We start from the raw sequence: 17,133 nt of genomic DNA, 5'->3' as shown, positions 1-17,133 counted from the left end.
AATGATCTTATTGCTTGTCTAATTTTTGTGTATGGATGATGCCGTCTGGTACATATTCAAAACCAGTAACTTTCTTAGATACACCAAAACGGTTGAAATCATGGTAAATATGCACGTACTCGGATTCATCATGAACAATTTCCATCGCTTGATCATAGAGCACCTTACGCTTCTTCGGATCCAATTCGATTCGAGCCTGCTTAGCCAGTTTGTCCAATTCCGGGTTTGATACAGCTGAATAGTTGTTTGGCTGACCGGTTACGACAAAATCGAAGAAGCTTTGGTCTGGGTCGGGACGTCCTGACCATCCGAGTTGAAGGGCTTGGAACTTATGATTAGCCCCATTTTCCAGCATCGTACCAAACTCGACCTTCTCTAGTTCTACCTTGATTCCGTAAGGCTTTAACATATTCTGAATAACAGCCCCGAATTGTTCATTGACAGGTGAGGTGCCGATTTGAAATTTAAAGCTGAATCCATTCGGCTTTCCGCCCTTGGCTAACAAGGCCTTAATTTCTTGTTTATTCGACTTGCTCACTTTATCCGAATCTCCATATGCTAGGTTACCTGGTGCGAACGGAGAGTTTGCAGGTGCTCCATATCCATCTAGTACTACCTTGATGAACGCTTCACGGTCGACGGCCATATTTACAGCTTGGCGAAGGTACTTATTGGTGAATGGCTCTTGTTTTGTGTTCAGATAGAACCCTTGGTAGGCCATTCCGGATTCAGCAACCACTTTTGCATTAGGATTGTTATCCAACCCTTTGATTTCCTTAGTCGGAACTTCATCTACAAAATCAAGTTGGCCGGATTTTAGGTTTTGAACCGCTGCTGTACCGTTCGTAAACACTTTGTAATTTAATTCATCAATTTTGACTTTACCATTCCAATAGTTATCATTCTTTTTCAAGGTGACATGGTCGCCATTCACATGTTCCACGAAAACATATGCACCTGTTCCTACAGGATGATTCAAGTAATCATCGCCATACTTCTTCACCGCATCTGGAGATACCATCATTCCAGATCGGTCGGTAAGGATAGAAATAAAAGGAGAGAAGGGTTCAGACAGTTCAATCTTCACCGTTTGCGGATCTACTGCATCTACTTTTTGTACAAAATTCATTTCATTCTTTCGACGCGAATTGTCTGCTTTATCACGCTCGATGTTGAACTTTACAGCATTGGCATTAAATTCAGTACCGTCATGGAACTTAATCCCTTGCTTCAATTTAAGGGTATACACCTTTCCATCTGGAGAAACGTCATAAGATTCGACTAAGACAGGTACAATTTTTCCATCCTTGTCCAGGTCAAACAGTTTGTCATAGATGCTGTTTTGAACTTGGCGATCTACTAAAGCATTGGATTGGCTTGGATCTAAGCTTGGCGGGTCAGCCTTAAGACTAATGTTAATCACTTTTTTGCCTGCAGGTGTGGAAGCCGCAGGCTTTTGAGCAGAATTTTCAGTCGATGCAGATTGATTCCCCCCAGTGCATCCTGTCATCGCAATCATCGATCCGATAATAGCAGTAGCAAATGTAAATCGAGCCTTTTTACTTAACATACTTTCAACCCCCATTTATGATTAGTATTAATTTTTAAACGATTTTACAAATCTGAAAAATATTTATTTTCTGAAATTTCAACTCAAAAAAAATTCACTATCTATACAGCCATTGGAAGAAAGTTCTTATGGTTGTCCGTTTTTCTCCCGCTGCTGTTCTTCTTTCTCCCATTTTTCATGTAGCTTTTCATATCGAATGGCTACGTCATACAAATGTTCCCTCATCATTTGTCTCGCTAGTTCGACATTATGATCTTTGATCGCCTTATAAATTTTCTCGTGGAATTGAATAGTAGATAGCTTATCCGAAATCAAAACCATTTCTGTTTTGGCGGAGGAAAGAAAATCTGCAATAGATTCATAGACTTTCATTAAGACCTGATTTCTTGTTGCTTGGACAATGGCCTGGTGAAATCTTTGGTCCGCTTCAATAATTGGTAAATTGAATTGAATCGCTTTCTTCATCATTTCTAAGGATTGCTCCATCTGAACAAAGTCCTCGTCTATTGCAACTTCCGCTGCTTTCCCGCAAATTTCAACTTCAAGCATCAAACGAAATTCCATGAGTTCTCGGGAATTTTTCGGATCGAGCAGTGCGGACACAACATGCGTGTGAACCAACCCACTCATATCAGTTTTTTTTACAAATACGCCAATCCCCATGCGCTTCTCTAAAATCTCCATATCCACCAGGCTATTTAAGGCTTCTCTCACAGATGATCTGCCTACCTTCAATGTTTCCATTAGCTCACGTTCCGAATGCAGTTTATCACCTACCTTAAATGTCCCCTTTTTAATTTCCTCCAGTATATATTCAGTTACAATACTACTGACTTTTTTCGACATGATCAGCACCCCATTCGTTTTACTTTTCTTATGTAACTTACTTGTCCTATGCGTCTTACATGTCTTACCTGTCTGATGGGTTGTTTTCATTTTATTTAATGTTTTTATTATTGTCAATATTAAATAAAAAGATCTTAGATATAAAATTATTGGTATTTCTTTTTAAAATGTTGGCTGTGTTAAAAGTTAATGTTGATTTAGCCACTCTGTTGATTGGAGAGGAAGGTGCGAAGACTCCTGCGGGAGTACGGAGCAGGAGAGACCCCGCAGGCGCTAAAAGCGCCGAGGAGGCTCCCCGCAACGCCCGCGGAAAGCGAAGCACCTGGAGCGGAAATCAACAGACATGTTTAACACAGCCAAAATGTTAAAAGAGAGGGGGATTCCCTCTCTTTGTCATTTAGTGAACTATGGTACATACTTATTTTCATAGTTCATTAATTTCTATTCTATAAATAGGAATTCTTCTGCGTTAGGAAATGTGACGAGCTTTTTTCCCTTATTGATGACTTACCCTATCCAAACTGCTAAATGAATTAAGCAATATTTGATTCTTCTTTCACATAGTTTGCTGCTGTTTTGTTTTCTTTATAGAAATAAAAAGCAAGATATAGGAAGAATATCATAGGTGCTATAAATGATAACTGTAATGACCCAACCAAATCTGAGAAAAACCCTTGAACGACTGGTCCAACCGCTCCTCCTAAGATTGCCATAACTACAACTCCACCTGCAGTTTCACGATATTTATCTTCAACCGTTTCCAAAGTTCTTCCATAAATTGTTGGCCAGCACGGGCCAAATAGAACGCTTACAAAAATTGCACCATATACTGCCGTCATATTTGGAACTAGTGCTGTATATGCCAATACAATGACACCAATAATACTATACAGTGATAATACGAACGTTGGCTTGAATTTAGTCATTAAAATATTAGCAATTAGTCGACCTACAAAAAAAGCGATAAAGCTGAAAATCATAAAGTTCGAGGCAAAACGTTCATTAATATTTGGATTTAACTCCAAAGCTAAACGAATCGTAAAGGACCATACAGTTGTTTGTAATGCCACATAAATAAATTGAGCCAAAATTCCTTTTTTGAATGGATTATTTTTAGATAAATATTTTAATGTTTCTCCGAGGCTAACCTTTTTCTTGATCTCTTTAGGAATTTCTGGTTTGGCCTTTGGAAATTTCACAATAAGAAACATTACGAGTACAACTAATAGAATAACCAAAATTACTTTATAAGGAAGTAATGTCCGTTGTAGCATTTCTAAGCTATATGCCTCTGCTTCTGCTGGAGTCATATTTGCAAGCTGGGATTTCATGCTTTCCCCATTTGTAAAAACAAAATATTTACCAAGCATGATACCAGTAATATTACCAATAGGATTAAATAACTGGGCCAAATTGATACGTCTTGTTGCAGTTTCTTTTGGTCCTAACATCGTTGTATACGTATTCGCTGATGTTTCTAAAAAACTTAATCCAATGGCAATTCCAAAAATTGCGACTAGAAACATTCCGTAGGTTGCCATGTGTGATGCTGGAAAGAATATGGAACACCCAACAATGTAAAAAAGTAACCCAATAATAATTGCTACCTTATAGCTTGTTTTTTTAATAATGGTTGCTGCTGGGATAGCTATTAGGAAATATCCCCCATAAAATGCACTTTGTACAAATGCAGTTGCCGTATCACTTAAATCAAATACTGCTTTAAATTGCGTAATTAAAACATCATTTAAACTTGACGCTGCCCCCCACAGTGGAAATAGCAATGTTACCAACACGAACTGCAAAATCGGCACACGACTTAAATACCCATCAGAGAATTGAATAATTTTTTTGTTGTTCATGATTTATCCCTTCTTTTCATCATTTTTGTGCCACGAGCAATAGTTCATTTACATCGTCAATCTTCGGTAATGATGGTTGTGCACCAAGCTTCGTAACGGTGAGTGCAGATGCAGCAACTGCTAAATTCAGAGATTGTTCAATGGTCATATTATTCGATAGGCCGTATGCAAAGCTGCCAATAAAAGAATCACCTGCTGCAGTCGTATCTACCGCTTTTACTGTATATGCTTTTACGAATTTCATTTCAGTGTTATTTTTAAAAATGACTCCTTTATTTCCCAATGTAATAATCACATTTTTATATCCTTGCAATAATAATACTTCAGCTGCCTTTTCTGCTGTTTCAAGGTTGCTTACTTCTATATTGGTCAATAAACTGGCTTCTGTTTCATTGGGAACGAAGTAATCCACTTTATCCATATATTTCGGATCAATAGGTTGTGCTGGCGCTGGATTAAGAATAATCGTTTTTCCATGTTTATTTGCCAGTTCAATAGATTTATAGACCGTTTCCATTGGAACTTCTAATTGTAAAACGACAATATCAGAATTGATGATGACGTTTTCAAAAGCCTCAATATCTTTTTCCGATAGTTTTAAATTTGCTCCTGGAACAACAATAATTCGATTATTCCCGTTACTATCAATAACAACATTGCCGACACCAGTACTAGCCTGAGAGTCAAATAAAATGGAATGGTGATTAATATTTTCGGATTTTAATGCATCAATATGTTCTCTCCCGAAGTCATCTTCTCCAAGCTTTCCAATCATAGTCACATCTCCGCCTAATCTTGCAGCGGCAACTGCTTGGTTAGCTCCCTTTCCACCGGTGAAGCGATTAAATGTATTTCCAATTATCGTCTCACCTTCTACTGGTACCTTTGGCGTCTGTACTACTAAATCTGTCATAAAGCTTCCTATAACTAATATTTTTTTCATATGTCATGTTCCCCTTTTACTATTCCTTAATTAATCCCGCTTCTAATAATTGTTTTCCTAAGCTTCCACCTGGATGGAATAAACCAAAATCCTCCTTTTGAAACCCTTTCATTTGCGATAAAGTTATTGCCATTGCATCACCAACTACTAATGTTGCCGTTGAGCTATTTGTTGGTGCTAAGTTTAGTGGATCCGCTTCCCCATTCACTTGAACTTCAAGAGAAATTTCACTGGATTTAGCTAAAGTAGAATCATTGTTTCCTGTAATAGATATAATGGTCGAGCCAATCATTTTAATGGAGGGAAGAGTATCTAGTACTTCTTTTGTCTCTCCACTATTCGAAATAGCAATCACTATATCATCTTTTTCAATCATGCCCAAATCACCATGTACAGCTTCTGTAGCATGAACAAAGAATGCAGGTGTTCCAGTACTTGCAAATGAAGCAGCTAATTTCTTTCCAATATGACCTGATTTCCCAACACCTAGAAAAATTACTTTCCCTCTACAATGAAATATCTTCTCTACCGCTTGCACATAAGCGTCATCAATACTGCTTTTAACTTCCAATATGGAATTAATTTCGGAATCCATTACTTTATTTAACATCTCTGTAATATTCATCATCATTCTCCTCATCCTTTTCCTTAGTAAACATTTTATAGTAATCGATTACTATTACTACAAAAAATATAATTATCGAAAAATCCTTTATATTACGTAATAAATTATCATAAATAATGCTTATTTTATATCTTAATCCTGATTAGATCTAATTTTATATTTAGTTGATTGGATTTTTATAGTAATCGATTTCTATAATGGTTAATTTATCGGCTGTCCCGATTACCAACAGCCGTCAAAAGAATTTTCATAAATAACCATTTAATTCCATTCTCTTACCGAATTCCCTTCGATAAAAGTACTTTCTACTATTATACTTTTCAATTTCTGCCCATTTTTTAGCTGTGCCAATAATAGTTCTGCAACTTTTTTCCCCATATAGCTTGTATCTTGCTCAATGCAGGTAATTCTCGTTTTAAAAAACTCTTGGTTTTCCATTGCACCAAAAGAAACGATTGAGATATCTTCTGGAATTTTTATATTTTCCTCGTTTAATGCTATTATAGTTCCTTTTGTCATTAAGTTATTACAGCTTAATAACGCAGTCGGTAAATCTTTATTGTTTTTTAGGAAAAGTGAAAGCACTTCATATGCTTGTTTTTCATCAAAATCCCCGTAAAAAATCCACTTTTCATCAATTGGCAATCCATAATTCCCCATTGCCATCTTAAAGCCTTCAAGTCTCTCTTTCCCAGTACTAGTATTAAGTTTACCGGTCATAACTCCAACCTTCTCATGACCCTTTTTAATTAAGTACTCGGTAAGGTTATACGCCTCTTTAAAGTTATTAGTCCCAACAAATGGTATAGGCAGAACATTTATTTTTCTATCCACGAGAACAATAGGTACATGTTGCTCTATCAGTCCCGTTAATTTTGAGTTTTCACTATCACTAGGAGCTATAACAATGCCATCGATATGCTTGCTTAATAATAGACGAATAATATCTGCTTCTTTTTCAATTGATTCGTCCGTGCTGCATGTAATTAAGCTATACCCTTCCTCAAAAAGGTAGTCATCAATTTCCTTCGCAATACTGACATAATAGGGATTTTTTATATCTGCCACAATAATTGCAACCAAATTTGATTTTCTAGATCTTAAATTTTTAGCTACCAAGTTCGGCTCATAATTTAATTCTTCTATTGCCTTCAGTACTTTTTTCTTTGTTTCAATATTCACAGGGTAGTTATCATTAAGCACCCTAGAAACGGTCGCAGTTGATACACCAGTATATTTAGCAATATCTTTCATTGTGACATTCTTTAAATCCACCCAGACTCACCCTTTTCCAATCATCAAGATTCCTATCTCACACCAACCGTGAGCAAGATATTTGCAAAAGTACGGGTTTCTCCTGTATTAATTCCAAGAATAATATTTTTCGCTTGAGCTTCTTGATAAAACTCAAAACGTCCTAACTTTTGCAATTCATTTATATTTAGTATATCAAGAAATTCTTTAAATATCTCTGGTTCTTCTCCATTTTCCGGATCCATTACTTCAGCTTTTTCAAAATTCATCGTACTGTTTAATGACTTTAGAACATCCGTTACAGTGGGTAAACCTGGGGTTAACCCAAGAAAAACCTTCGTTGTATTTTCATTAGTACAGGAATTTAGAGGGTAATTCCCATCAGCTATTAATATTTTATCCCCATGTCCGCACGAAGCAACAACTTCTAATATTTTTGGATGGATACAATCGATTGTTAACATGATATTATTCCTCCTCTTTCATAAAAAAACGCGTTTATAGTAATCGATTTCTATTTCATAGTAAAACGTTTACATACAATTGTCAACCAATCATTTTAAAAATATACAGAAAATAAAGGGAATCCGTTTTCTTCCTTCCTGAAAAAAGTACGAATAAAAGCCATTGTCCACTAATATTTACTGCTATAGCATTTAACTCCTTTTTTGTTATTATGCCTAAAACAAAAAGCTCTCCACCAAGGGAAAGCTACTTAGAACTTTATTTGAAATCATTAAAATGGTTGGTAATTCAAGTCTAGCGGTTCTTTCAACTCATGAGCAAGAGATTCAGAAAATGGAACACTTTGAGCTTTATGAAAGTATTGTTATAACAAGAATTTTAATAAATCTTAATATGATTGAATTTTTGTTATTGGAAACAGTTAGATCTCCTGTATCTGTAAAGCATTGCGGCAAAGGTAACAATGGTATAAATTAACGATGTAATAAAAATGGAAAATATTCATAGTGATCCCTAGTCTATCATGTAGTGTTCCTGTTTTAGTTTCTAACAATTTCCATTTCTTATTTTTTAGTGTATCACTCAACAAGCTGATCATCAATAAAACGCATCCTCTTAATTACCTTTCCTTCCTTACTTTTATCATAAACATTGTATTCTTTTTGTGGTTCAGCATCTGACCAAATGATCGATGCAATGAGATCATGTTTATGATGTTCCATCCGATCCGTATTCATGTAACTTTCATCAGGCTGCCAGTCTCTTGGCAAATCGTCACTTTCCCTATAGAAGGACATATAAAAAATCCTATTTTTTCCTTCTATTACTTTCATTTCACCTTCAACTGGATGATTCTTACTGTATTTTTTAACTAATTCTTTCAAATCTTTTAAATCTTTAGGTGGATTCAGAATCATGTAATGCTTTCTAAGAGTTACCACTTCTTCATCCTTTTTACCAACGTTTTGTTCTGTATTGGCAATTTCGAAAATCTTTGTTTCCCCGCTTGATTCCTCATTCTTTGTACATCCAATTAAGTATAATGGAATGAAGAATATACCAATAATCAAAACTAGAATTTTTAAATTAACTTTAATTGCTCAATTCCCCCTCGAATGGGATATCCATTTCCATTAAAGTAACAAAGGGTTTATATTCCCCATCATAATCTTCATAATGCTGTAAGACAAACCAAGAACGAAATCCTGCTAAGTTGACATACATTTTCTCCACATCTGGCTGATCTAGCCCAAAATGATCATATAAACGAACATGCATGACACCTTCAAAGTGATTGTTCTCTACTGAAAAATCTTTTACGGATATCGTATTCCCCCACGTATCATTTACCGTAATGGTAAGTCCGCCTATTCTATCACTCCAGCTGCTAAACGTCGGGTAAGAAGCATTATCCTGTATATTTTGATAAAATGTATTAGTTGCTTTTGTACTTTCATCAAACCGAAGTGCTCCCAAATTTCCTCCATTTTTCTTTATCTCATCAACTATAGCATTTTTGACAAATTCAACATATTCTTTTGTTGTCTCATGCTCACTCGCTTTTTTAGTTAAAGTCTGATTACTATACGCTGTACCAGTTCCCTCCTCAAAATGATCAATCATATCTAAAACAACATCTTCCATTTCTCCCGTAGAAAATAAGCTTGTGGACATTGTCTCGAACTCATCAAAGAGAATACCTGGGAAATATGATTCTAGTAATTGAAGATGGAACATCCAGCTAATGTCAGTCATTTCATCTCCTGTATAATCATTTGTTGTCATATCATTCGCTACATTTCCATTTTCATCATAACCTTCTGGTCGATCTGATTGAAAAATGACTAAATTGGATAAATTAGCGTACAACGGTTTTGAATCCTCATTATCAAAAATTCCATCTCCATCACTATCTTTTTGGTCTGGTAAACTGGTTGGAAAGAAACCTTCAAAATGAATCGTAATTCCAAAAATCTCAAACGTGAATGTTCTGAATGGACCCATTTCTTGCCCATCGGTTAATCCATCTTCGTCACTATCTTTCATGTCAGGATTAGTGTAGATTATACCGTATGGTGTTTTCATTCCTTCCGTTTCATAGGTATCGTATAAGCCATCCCCATCTGAATCTATCTCTTCGCCACTTGAACCATCGCTTTTTACCCCAAGCTTCTTTGAGGAGTCAGTTTTCTTACTCCAAAGCTCCAGCCATTTTTTCTTATCAACAATCATAAATTCACTAAGCTGAGTAGTTTCCACACTTATTGTATTCTTACTTGTATCTAACACAGCGTTAAGGCTTTCAAACATTTCCTCATCTTCATTATACCAAATGATGCCTAAATCATGTTCCACTGTGTCTCCTAGCTTCGCTTCATCATAAGTAAACGTAATGCTTGCTTTATCAAATTCTGATTGAGTATTGATCCCTACAGGAAAACCAATCAGACCGTATAAATTAGCTGTTTTAATATTGCCTTTGTTTGCTGTAATTCTAGTCGTTTTATTTATATTATCCGTTGCACTAAAACTAACTTCTACACTAGTAATTTCTGATTGATCAGGCTGATTCAATGATTTACGAATAGATTGTTTATGGAGTTCTTGTGAATCCGTGATCTCGTCATTATCACTGTCTGCAGTATTCGGATTTGTCTTTAAAGCAAATTCATCTCCATCACTTAATCCATCGCTATCTGTATCATCCTTATTAGGTAATGAATCAAACTGTTGTACTTCAAATCCGTCAGTTAAGCTATCTTGGTCGGAATCTTTCTTCATTATAGCTGTTTGATAAACCTGCTCGTCTTTATTATTCAGGCCGTCTCCATCGCTATCTTGATCTGCGTCACTTATGCCATTATGATCTGTATCATATTTTGTTGGGGAAATAGATGATTTAATCTCATATTCAATATTGTCCTTTAAACCATCCCCATCTGTATCCATTTTAAATGGATTCATTCCCTCTTGGAATTCTATTCCATCTGTTATCGTGTCACCGTCCGTGTCAGAGGTAGATTCAAAGAATTCTGTGTTAAATGTATAGCCTGCTTTTTCAAGTCCGAATAACACTTGTTTATATGCATTTTGATAGGACTTTGATGCAGGGATACCTAGATCTTTTTCTAGAAACTCATTACCTTTTTCAGACATTTTCACAGCGTTAGCCAAATGAGCTTTTATTTTATTTCCATTTTGATCCGATTGATCAGAGATATCTTTTAAGATGCCGATAGCATTTTTATTGACAATTTTATCCGATAAATAAAAATTAAAGAGTATATCTGCAAGTAATACTTCAGTTGGTTTATTAAAATCGTTATTTGATGCATAGCCCCATAGATATATTGTTAACTTATGTTTGATATTCAAGAGCAGATCACTTTTTAGAACTACCTCTTTTATATACTCTTCTTGAACTGCTTGTTCATATTGGTTAATCAATTGTTCAAACATTTCAAGTTCATTCATATCTGTTTGCTTAAAGTCTCCGGTTTTATCAAATTCCCCAATCAGATTATCTAGTGCATTAGAATCTAACTTAGCATTAGAATCTTTTATGACTGTTACGAAACGCTTTAATTCATTTATTGCAACCTTCTCATAGATTAATCCATCTCTGGTATCCTCATAGAATTCATATTCACTTAACCACTGTTTTACATTTTCCACACTAGAATTCTTTTGTTGTCCTTGATTAGCATCGTTAATACCCTTTGCCACCACTGTTTGCCCAATTCCGCCAAAAACAATTGCAAAGCTCAATAAAATACTCAGCATACTTTTTATTTTATTTTTCAAAATGAAAATCTCCTCTATAAAAATATTAATTTAACCTATAAAAATATAACGATATTGAGAGAAGCTGCATGCATTTACTATGGTGGATACTTATAAAACTTATGTGGTTTAATGATCGAAGCATACGATATAGTGGTTCCCATCCAAATAAATATTGTCAAAATCCTTAAGATAATGTCATTAAATCGACTCCTTTACAAGTGTTATTTTTCTAATAGCAACTAGTTGGTAGCTATCAAAAGTATATGTGGTAATATATCCCAAACAATATAATTACTGAATTTTCTGAAAAATCATTAAATCAGAAAGACACCTAATATTTAAGTGTCTTGTCTTTTTAAATTTACCGAACATAAATAAATCTTTGACATAATATATTTTCGGACTGTAAACCAATGAATGAATCCCGTTTCGCTCCCCAACCGTTAATTTGAAACGTGCTAGGGGGATGATGCTTTTTGGTCCTTAGACTGTGGCGAAAATGCAAAAAGCATTGAAGAGCATAAAATAAACAGAAACAGCTCTTATAATTCCTTGAGGGATAAATTCATTTTTTCTCTTTTTCTCCCTAAAAAATAATCTTATCAACTAAGTATTAGTTTACAGATTAAAAATATGGATTATAAGGTAAATATTTCCTATTTATTTTTATCAGACTTATGAATTAATGTGTAGGTTACTTACATTGTTACTTTTTAATTTAAAAAGAATGCCCGTTACTTTTTCGTTACTTTTTAATGCACAAAAAAAAGACGCTACTCCTCAAAGTGGCGTCTGTATCGATGACCTGTGAGGGGTTCGAACCCCCGACCTCAACCCTGTCAAGGTTGCGCTCTCCCAGCTGAGCTAACAGATCTCTTATTTAACTACAAATCTAATTATAGTAAAAAGACCAAAAATGTCAATACCATTTTTACCTTTTTTTAAAAACATCCTCATCACTACAATAACTCCAAGCGCCAGAAAAAAAATTGTCCGCTAGGCCATCAACTAAAAGTCGCTACAGATATTAACCCTTTCACTGTTGCATAAATATTTTTGTTGCAATTACAACTGATCGGAACATAAGCAGACCCCATATCAATTGCTCCACCCTTTCAATGCTAATCAAAAACTAGAACACCAGTTCTAATTTCCTTGAATAAAGAACAAATGTTTGGATATAATAATATTATAAAAAAGAAAGGAGAGATCTACATGGATGGGCTTTTCAATCGTTCAATTGAGGAAAATATTCCATTAGAAATGATTTATTTAGCCGACAACCAAGAATTATCACAACGGAGTTTAATTGTGAAAGAAGTTAATGACGAATACATTCGTGCCTATTGTCTGCTTCGAAAACAAATACGTACCTTTAAACGTGAAAATATTTTATCCATTATGCCTGAATCCCGTTCCAAATCCCGCTTCCTTCACTAAATCCACGCATATATTCACTTTTCATACAGCCCCCTTATTATTAAAAGCATTTCCACTATAGTTTTGTTATAATGCAGTGGTAAAGATTGAATCATGGGGGGTATTATCATATGGAGTTTCCAAAAGGAACAATCAAAGAACTTACTATTCATAGTGGTGAACTTGGAGAGGATATCCAGCTTCTTGTCTATCTGCCAGCAAACTTTTCACCGCTTTATAAATACTCGCTGTTAATTGCCCAGGACGGCCAAGACTATTTCCGGCTCGGCAGAATTGCGCGATTAGCAGACGAGTTTCTTTTTCAAAGAGAAATTGAAAATTTAATAATTGTTGGAGTCCCATATAAGGATGTAGAAGACCGCCGCAAGAAATACCATCCTAGCGGCTCACAAAATCAACAATACATCCGTTTCCTTGCTCATGAATTAGTTCCTTTCCTTGATCAAGAGTTTCCTACCTATCATATGGGCTCGACACGAGCACTTATTGGCGACTCTCTTGGCGGTGCTGTTTCTTTAATGACAGCGCTTCAATACCCACATACATTTGGAAAAGTCCTGCTCCAATCTCCATACGTGGATGAAAAAGTATTAGATTCGGTCAAGAACTTCTCGGAGGGACAGCTATTACAACTCTATCATGTGATTGGGAATCAAGAAACTGAAGTTTCAACAACGGATGGTCGCATAAAAGATTTCCTGTCCCCGAACAGGGCGCTTTCAAAAATTATTTCAGAAAAACCATTTACATATTTTTATGAAGAGTTTAGCGGAAATCATACATGGACGTACTGGCAGCCTGATTTAAGACGGGCACTGAAAATGTTGTTCTAAACTAATTAATATCAACATCGTGTTTAGTTATTTAATATATTTTGAAAATTTGCTATAATATTAAGAAGGTAAAATTTTTGTATATTAAAAGGTAAGTTCATCTAAATGGAGGTATACGTATGAAATTTGGAGTTGTTATTTTTCCATCAAAAAAACTTCAGGATTTAGCTAATTCCTATCGAAAACGTTATGACCCGCATTATGCTTTAATTACGCCACATCTTACATTGAAAACTGCATTTGAGGCGGCCGAAGTAGAAGCGCAAGAATATGCTGATAAATTACGAAGAGTTGCTGCCAGCCACAAGGCCTTTACGTTAAAAACTTCAAAAATCAGCTCATTTCAGCCCGTTAATAATGTTATTTATTTTAAAGTGGACAAGACTGACGAACTAACTGCATTGCATAACGAGGTCAATCAAGAATTTACAGAACAAAACTTAGAATATGCATTTGTTCCACATATCACGATTGGTCAAAAACTATCCAATGATGAGCATTCGGATGTATTTGGCTCACTCAGGATGACCAAAATTGATCATGAGGAAACGATTGACCGCTTCCATCTTCTTTATCAATTAGAAAATGGATCCTGGACCGTTTATGAAACATTTCGTCTTGGAAAGGAATAGTTTAAGTGACAGTAAAGATTGTTGAAAATCAAAAAGAACTTGAAGATGCCTATTCAGTAAGGAAAACCGTTTTCGTTGAAGAACAAGCGGTTCCCTTAGAAGAGGAAATAGATGCCTACGAGGAAGAAGCAAAACATTTTATTATGTACCAAGATGGTTCCCCTGTTGGTGCTGGCCGCTTTCGTCTTGTTGACGGCTTTGGAAAAGTCGAACGGATTTGTGTCATGAAAGAGGCAAGAAATACGGGTGCAGGAAAAGCCATAATGAATGCGATTGAAGACTTTGCTCTTAAAAACGATATTCATAAATTAAAGCTCAATGCCCAAACACATGCCATTCCTTTTTATGCTGGACTTGGTTATGAGGTTGTCTCAGAGGAATTTATGGATGCAGGAATTCCTCATAAAACGATGGTAAAGAAAATATAACCTAAGGAAGAAGCACTTGACGCTTTTGCGGCAAGTGCCTTCTTTGGTAATTCCAGCAATGTTGTTGAACCCCTTTCAGTTCCCTCTTGGTTTTGATATGATAGAACATGTCTTGATTTTTAGATATAGAGGATAATAAATTATGAAAACAGCTATTTATCAAAATCAGAATATTGTTCTTGAGCAATTAAGCAGGGACCAATATCAGAAAATATTTCTTGTCGGAAAAAGTGGTCAGTTGAATTGTCCCATTTGTAACGAATCCGTCCGATTGTTTTTAGGTATCCACAAGGAACCACATTTTTTCCATACAAATTCACCTGAGATACATTGCCCAGATCCCTCTGTTATACTGGAAAAAATAGATTCACAACCATCTTCAGAATTAAATGGATTTAGCATCCCAAAGGGTAGAACTATTACAAAGACCCCGCAAAGCATTGATCATTTCAAAGCCGCCAAAACGATTGAATACACTGTTCCGTTTACTACGACAAGTAACGATAAACAGATGGAACTTTCACCCTTTTTACAGCAACTTGCAGATCATGGAGTTGTTCTTGATGACAGTCAGGCTGCCGCTGTCAAAGAGACAGAAGGTTCTCTATTGGTACTTGCCGGTGCCGGGAGTGGTAAAACTCGGGTGTTAACAGCACGTACAGCCTATATGCTTGCAGACAAACTCATCGACCCGAGGACGATTTTGCTTGTTACTTTCACATCAAAAGCTGCTGCAGAAATGAAGAACCGATTGCTCTCATATCCACAAATGAAACGAGATAAAATTAATCAACTTGTAACTGGTACCTTTCATAGCATTTTTTATCGTATTCTGATGTTCCACGACTCACATAATTGGTCATCAAGCAAACTATTAAAAAAAGAATGGCAGCGAGACAAAATCCTGAAAGAAGCAGGTAGAGAACTCGACTTATCTGAAAAAGAGTTCGCTTATGATGTGGCTCTTCAGCAAATCGGCCTCTGGAAAAACTCTCTGCTAATGCCAAATGAAGTGAAGCCCGCTTCCGAATGGGAAGAAAAAACAGTCTTTTTATATAAAAGGTATGAAGACTATAAGAAAAACGAGGGTCTGTTTGATTTTGACGATATGCTGATTGGCTGCTATCACCTGTTTGCCTCAACCCCTTCATTACTTGAGCAGTATCAAAATCGTTTTCATTATTTTTTAATTGACGAGTTTCAGGATATCAATAAGGTCCAATACGAACTTATCAAACTATTATCTGGAAAACATAAAAATGTTTGTGCAGTTGGAGATGATGATCAAGCCATTTATTCGTTTAGAGGTAGTGACCCAAGCTATTTGTTAGAGTTTGAAAAAGATTTTCCGTATGCAAAGATGGTCACACTTGATCAAAATTATCGATCCTCTCATGAAATCGTTTCGTCTGCAAACCAAATGATTGCAGCCAATAAAATAAGAAGAACCAAAAAGATGAAGGCACAGTTTTCTTCTGGAGCACTTCCACAGTTAATTTTTCCCTATGATGAAGAGGAAGAGGCAACGATGATCGTTACAGATATACAAGAGCGGATATTCCTTGGCGCAAACCCTTCAGACTTTGCCATTCTCTACCGGACCAATGCCGGGTCACGAGCGGTATTTGAAAGACTGGCCGGCTCCAACCTTCCTTTTAAGATTGATATGGATGCAGATGCTTTTTACGATCGTTATATAGTTAGAAGTGCTCTTTCATTTTTAAAGGTGAGCTTAAATGAGGACGACCCACAGGCAATGTCTGATATTTTACCTTTGTTGTTTCTTAAGCAAACCATCCTTAAAGAATTAAAAGCTCAAAGCATCTTAAAGGATTGCAGTCTGCTTGAGGCTCTTTCCCACTTAACCACCGCCCATGCCTTTCAGGAAAAGAAACTAAAAAAAGCGGTCACGATTATTCGGGGGCTGAAGCATTCTTCACCTCACTCTGCACTAGAAAAAGTAGAAAAAGATATTGGCTTTCTTGATTTTCTGAAAAAACGCGGTAACGAGTCTAATAAGCTTGAAAAGGGCTCTGACGATCTTAAGGACTTAAAAGTGGCAGCCAAAAGTTTCGATAATATTGAGGCGTTTCTAGCTCACGCAGAGCATATGTCTGCTATGAACAAAGAAATCAAAAGTTTAAGCAAACATTTTCATGAAGCCATTAGTCTTAGTACCATTCACCGCTCGAAAGGCCTTGAATACAAAACGGTTTATATAATCGGTGCCGTCGATGGCAGTCTGCCCCATGATTTTGCACTTGACGCCTATCGGAATGGTGACTTTACAGCGATTGAAGAAGAAAGAAGATTATTTTACGTGGCAATGACTCGAGCTAAGGAGCAGCTGTTTATCTCCGTTCCAGAAAACAGACGCGGAAAAAAAGCTCATCGCTCGAGGTTTATAGCACCACTAACTAAAAAGAAGAAGACCGATTCCTAATTTAGG

The 17,133-nt window shown here is 36.0% G+C and carries 15 protein-coding genes and 1 tRNA gene; 6 read left to right on the top strand and 10 right to left on the bottom strand.

Going from position 1 to position 17,133, the window contains the following annotated elements:
- Nucleotides 1-7: 7 nt before the first annotated feature.
- From ACJ004_RS01135 to ACJ004_RS01105, 7 genes are all read right to left on the bottom strand, one after another.
- Entirely contained in the window at nucleotides 8-1,570 is a 1,563-nt protein-coding gene (locus ACJ004_RS01135; protein WP_410890698.1) for an ABC transporter substrate-binding protein, read from the bottom strand.
- 126 nt (nucleotides 1,571-1,696) lie between these two features.
- On the bottom strand, nucleotides 1,697-2,416 hold the full coding sequence (locus tag ACJ004_RS01130; RefSeq protein WP_410890696.1) for a FadR/GntR family transcriptional regulator: 720 nt from the start codon (nucleotides 2,414-2,416) through the stop codon (nucleotides 1,697-1,699).
- Between the two features lie 533 nt (nucleotides 2,417-2,949).
- A complete protein-coding gene (gene fucP / locus ACJ004_RS01125) occupies nucleotides 2,950-4,278 on the bottom strand; it encodes an L-fucose:H+ symporter permease (protein WP_410890694.1) in 1,329 nt (442 codons plus the stop codon).
- Between the two features lie 19 nt (nucleotides 4,279-4,297).
- Nucleotides 4,298-5,221, bottom strand: a complete 924-nt coding sequence (rbsK, locus tag ACJ004_RS01120) for a ribokinase (protein ID WP_410890693.1) — start codon at nucleotides 5,219-5,221, stop codon at nucleotides 4,298-4,300.
- Nucleotides 5,222-5,240: 19 nt separating this feature from the next.
- The gene (locus ACJ004_RS01115; protein WP_410890691.1) at nucleotides 5,241-5,846 is read right to left on the bottom strand and encodes a KpsF/GutQ family sugar-phosphate isomerase; all 606 of its coding nucleotides are present in this window, start codon (nucleotides 5,844-5,846) and stop codon (nucleotides 5,241-5,243) included.
- 261 nt (nucleotides 5,847-6,107) lie between these two features.
- Nucleotides 6,108-7,121, bottom strand: coding sequence for a LacI family DNA-binding transcriptional regulator (locus ACJ004_RS01110; RefSeq protein ID WP_410890689.1), 1,014 nt, complete (start codon nucleotides 7,119-7,121; stop codon nucleotides 6,108-6,110).
- Nucleotides 7,122-7,153: 32 nt separating this feature from the next.
- Nucleotides 7,154-7,564, bottom strand: a complete 411-nt coding sequence (locus ACJ004_RS01105) for an RbsD/FucU family protein (RefSeq protein WP_410890687.1) — start codon at nucleotides 7,562-7,564, stop codon at nucleotides 7,154-7,156.
- 277 nt (nucleotides 7,565-7,841) lie between these two features.
- On the opposite strand from ACJ004_RS01105, the gene ACJ004_RS01100 reads away from it, so the two are divergent.
- A complete protein-coding gene (locus tag ACJ004_RS01100) occupies nucleotides 7,842-8,042 on the top strand; it encodes a hypothetical protein (protein ID WP_410890686.1) in 201 nt (66 codons plus the stop codon).
- Nucleotides 8,043-8,143: 101 nt separating this feature from the next.
- Here ACJ004_RS01100 and ACJ004_RS01095 read toward each other — a convergent pair whose 3' ends face one another.
- The 3 genes from ACJ004_RS01095 to ACJ004_RS01085 form a co-directional block, all read right to left on the bottom strand.
- Nucleotides 8,144-8,635, bottom strand: coding sequence for a hypothetical protein (locus ACJ004_RS01095; RefSeq protein WP_410890684.1), 492 nt, complete (start codon nucleotides 8,633-8,635; stop codon nucleotides 8,144-8,146).
- Between the two features lie 22 nt (nucleotides 8,636-8,657).
- Nucleotides 8,658-11,369, bottom strand: a complete 2,712-nt coding sequence (locus ACJ004_RS01090) for a DUF3289 family protein (protein ID WP_410890682.1) — start codon at nucleotides 11,367-11,369, stop codon at nucleotides 8,658-8,660.
- A gap of 783 nt (nucleotides 11,370-12,152) precedes the next feature.
- A tRNA-Val gene (locus ACJ004_RS01085) sits at nucleotides 12,153-12,225 on the bottom strand.
- Between the two features lie 341 nt (nucleotides 12,226-12,566).
- Between ACJ004_RS01085 and ACJ004_RS01080 the strand changes: the two genes are divergently transcribed.
- From ACJ004_RS01080 to ACJ004_RS01060, 5 genes are all read left to right on the top strand, one after another.
- Nucleotides 12,567-12,791 (top strand): hypothetical protein, encoded by a 225-nt coding sequence (locus ACJ004_RS01080; RefSeq protein ID WP_410890680.1) that lies wholly within the window; start codon nucleotides 12,567-12,569, stop codon nucleotides 12,789-12,791.
- Nucleotides 12,792-12,901: 110 nt separating this feature from the next.
- Nucleotides 12,902-13,624 (top strand): alpha/beta hydrolase, encoded by a 723-nt coding sequence (locus tag ACJ004_RS01075; RefSeq protein WP_410890678.1) that lies wholly within the window; start codon nucleotides 12,902-12,904, stop codon nucleotides 13,622-13,624.
- A 119-nt stretch (nucleotides 13,625-13,743) separates the two neighbouring features.
- Nucleotides 13,744-14,256, top strand: coding sequence for a YjcG family protein (locus ACJ004_RS01070; protein WP_410890677.1), 513 nt, complete (start codon nucleotides 13,744-13,746; stop codon nucleotides 14,254-14,256).
- 5 nt (nucleotides 14,257-14,261) lie between these two features.
- Nucleotides 14,262-14,684, top strand: coding sequence for a GNAT family N-acetyltransferase (locus ACJ004_RS01065; RefSeq protein WP_410890676.1), 423 nt, complete (start codon nucleotides 14,262-14,264; stop codon nucleotides 14,682-14,684).
- Between the two features lie 142 nt (nucleotides 14,685-14,826).
- Nucleotides 14,827-17,127, top strand: a complete 2,301-nt coding sequence (locus tag ACJ004_RS01060; RefSeq protein ID WP_410890674.1) for a UvrD-helicase domain-containing protein — start codon at nucleotides 14,827-14,829, stop codon at nucleotides 17,125-17,127.
- The last annotated feature ends 6 nt before the right edge of the window (nucleotides 17,128-17,133 follow it).

The organism is Neobacillus sp. 204 (genome assembly GCF_046562815.1).
GTDB lineage: Bacteria > Bacillota > Bacilli > Bacillales > Cytobacillaceae > Neobacillus.
Note: the sequence above shows the minus strand (reverse complement) of the source record. Positions and strands in the feature narration are given on the sequence as shown.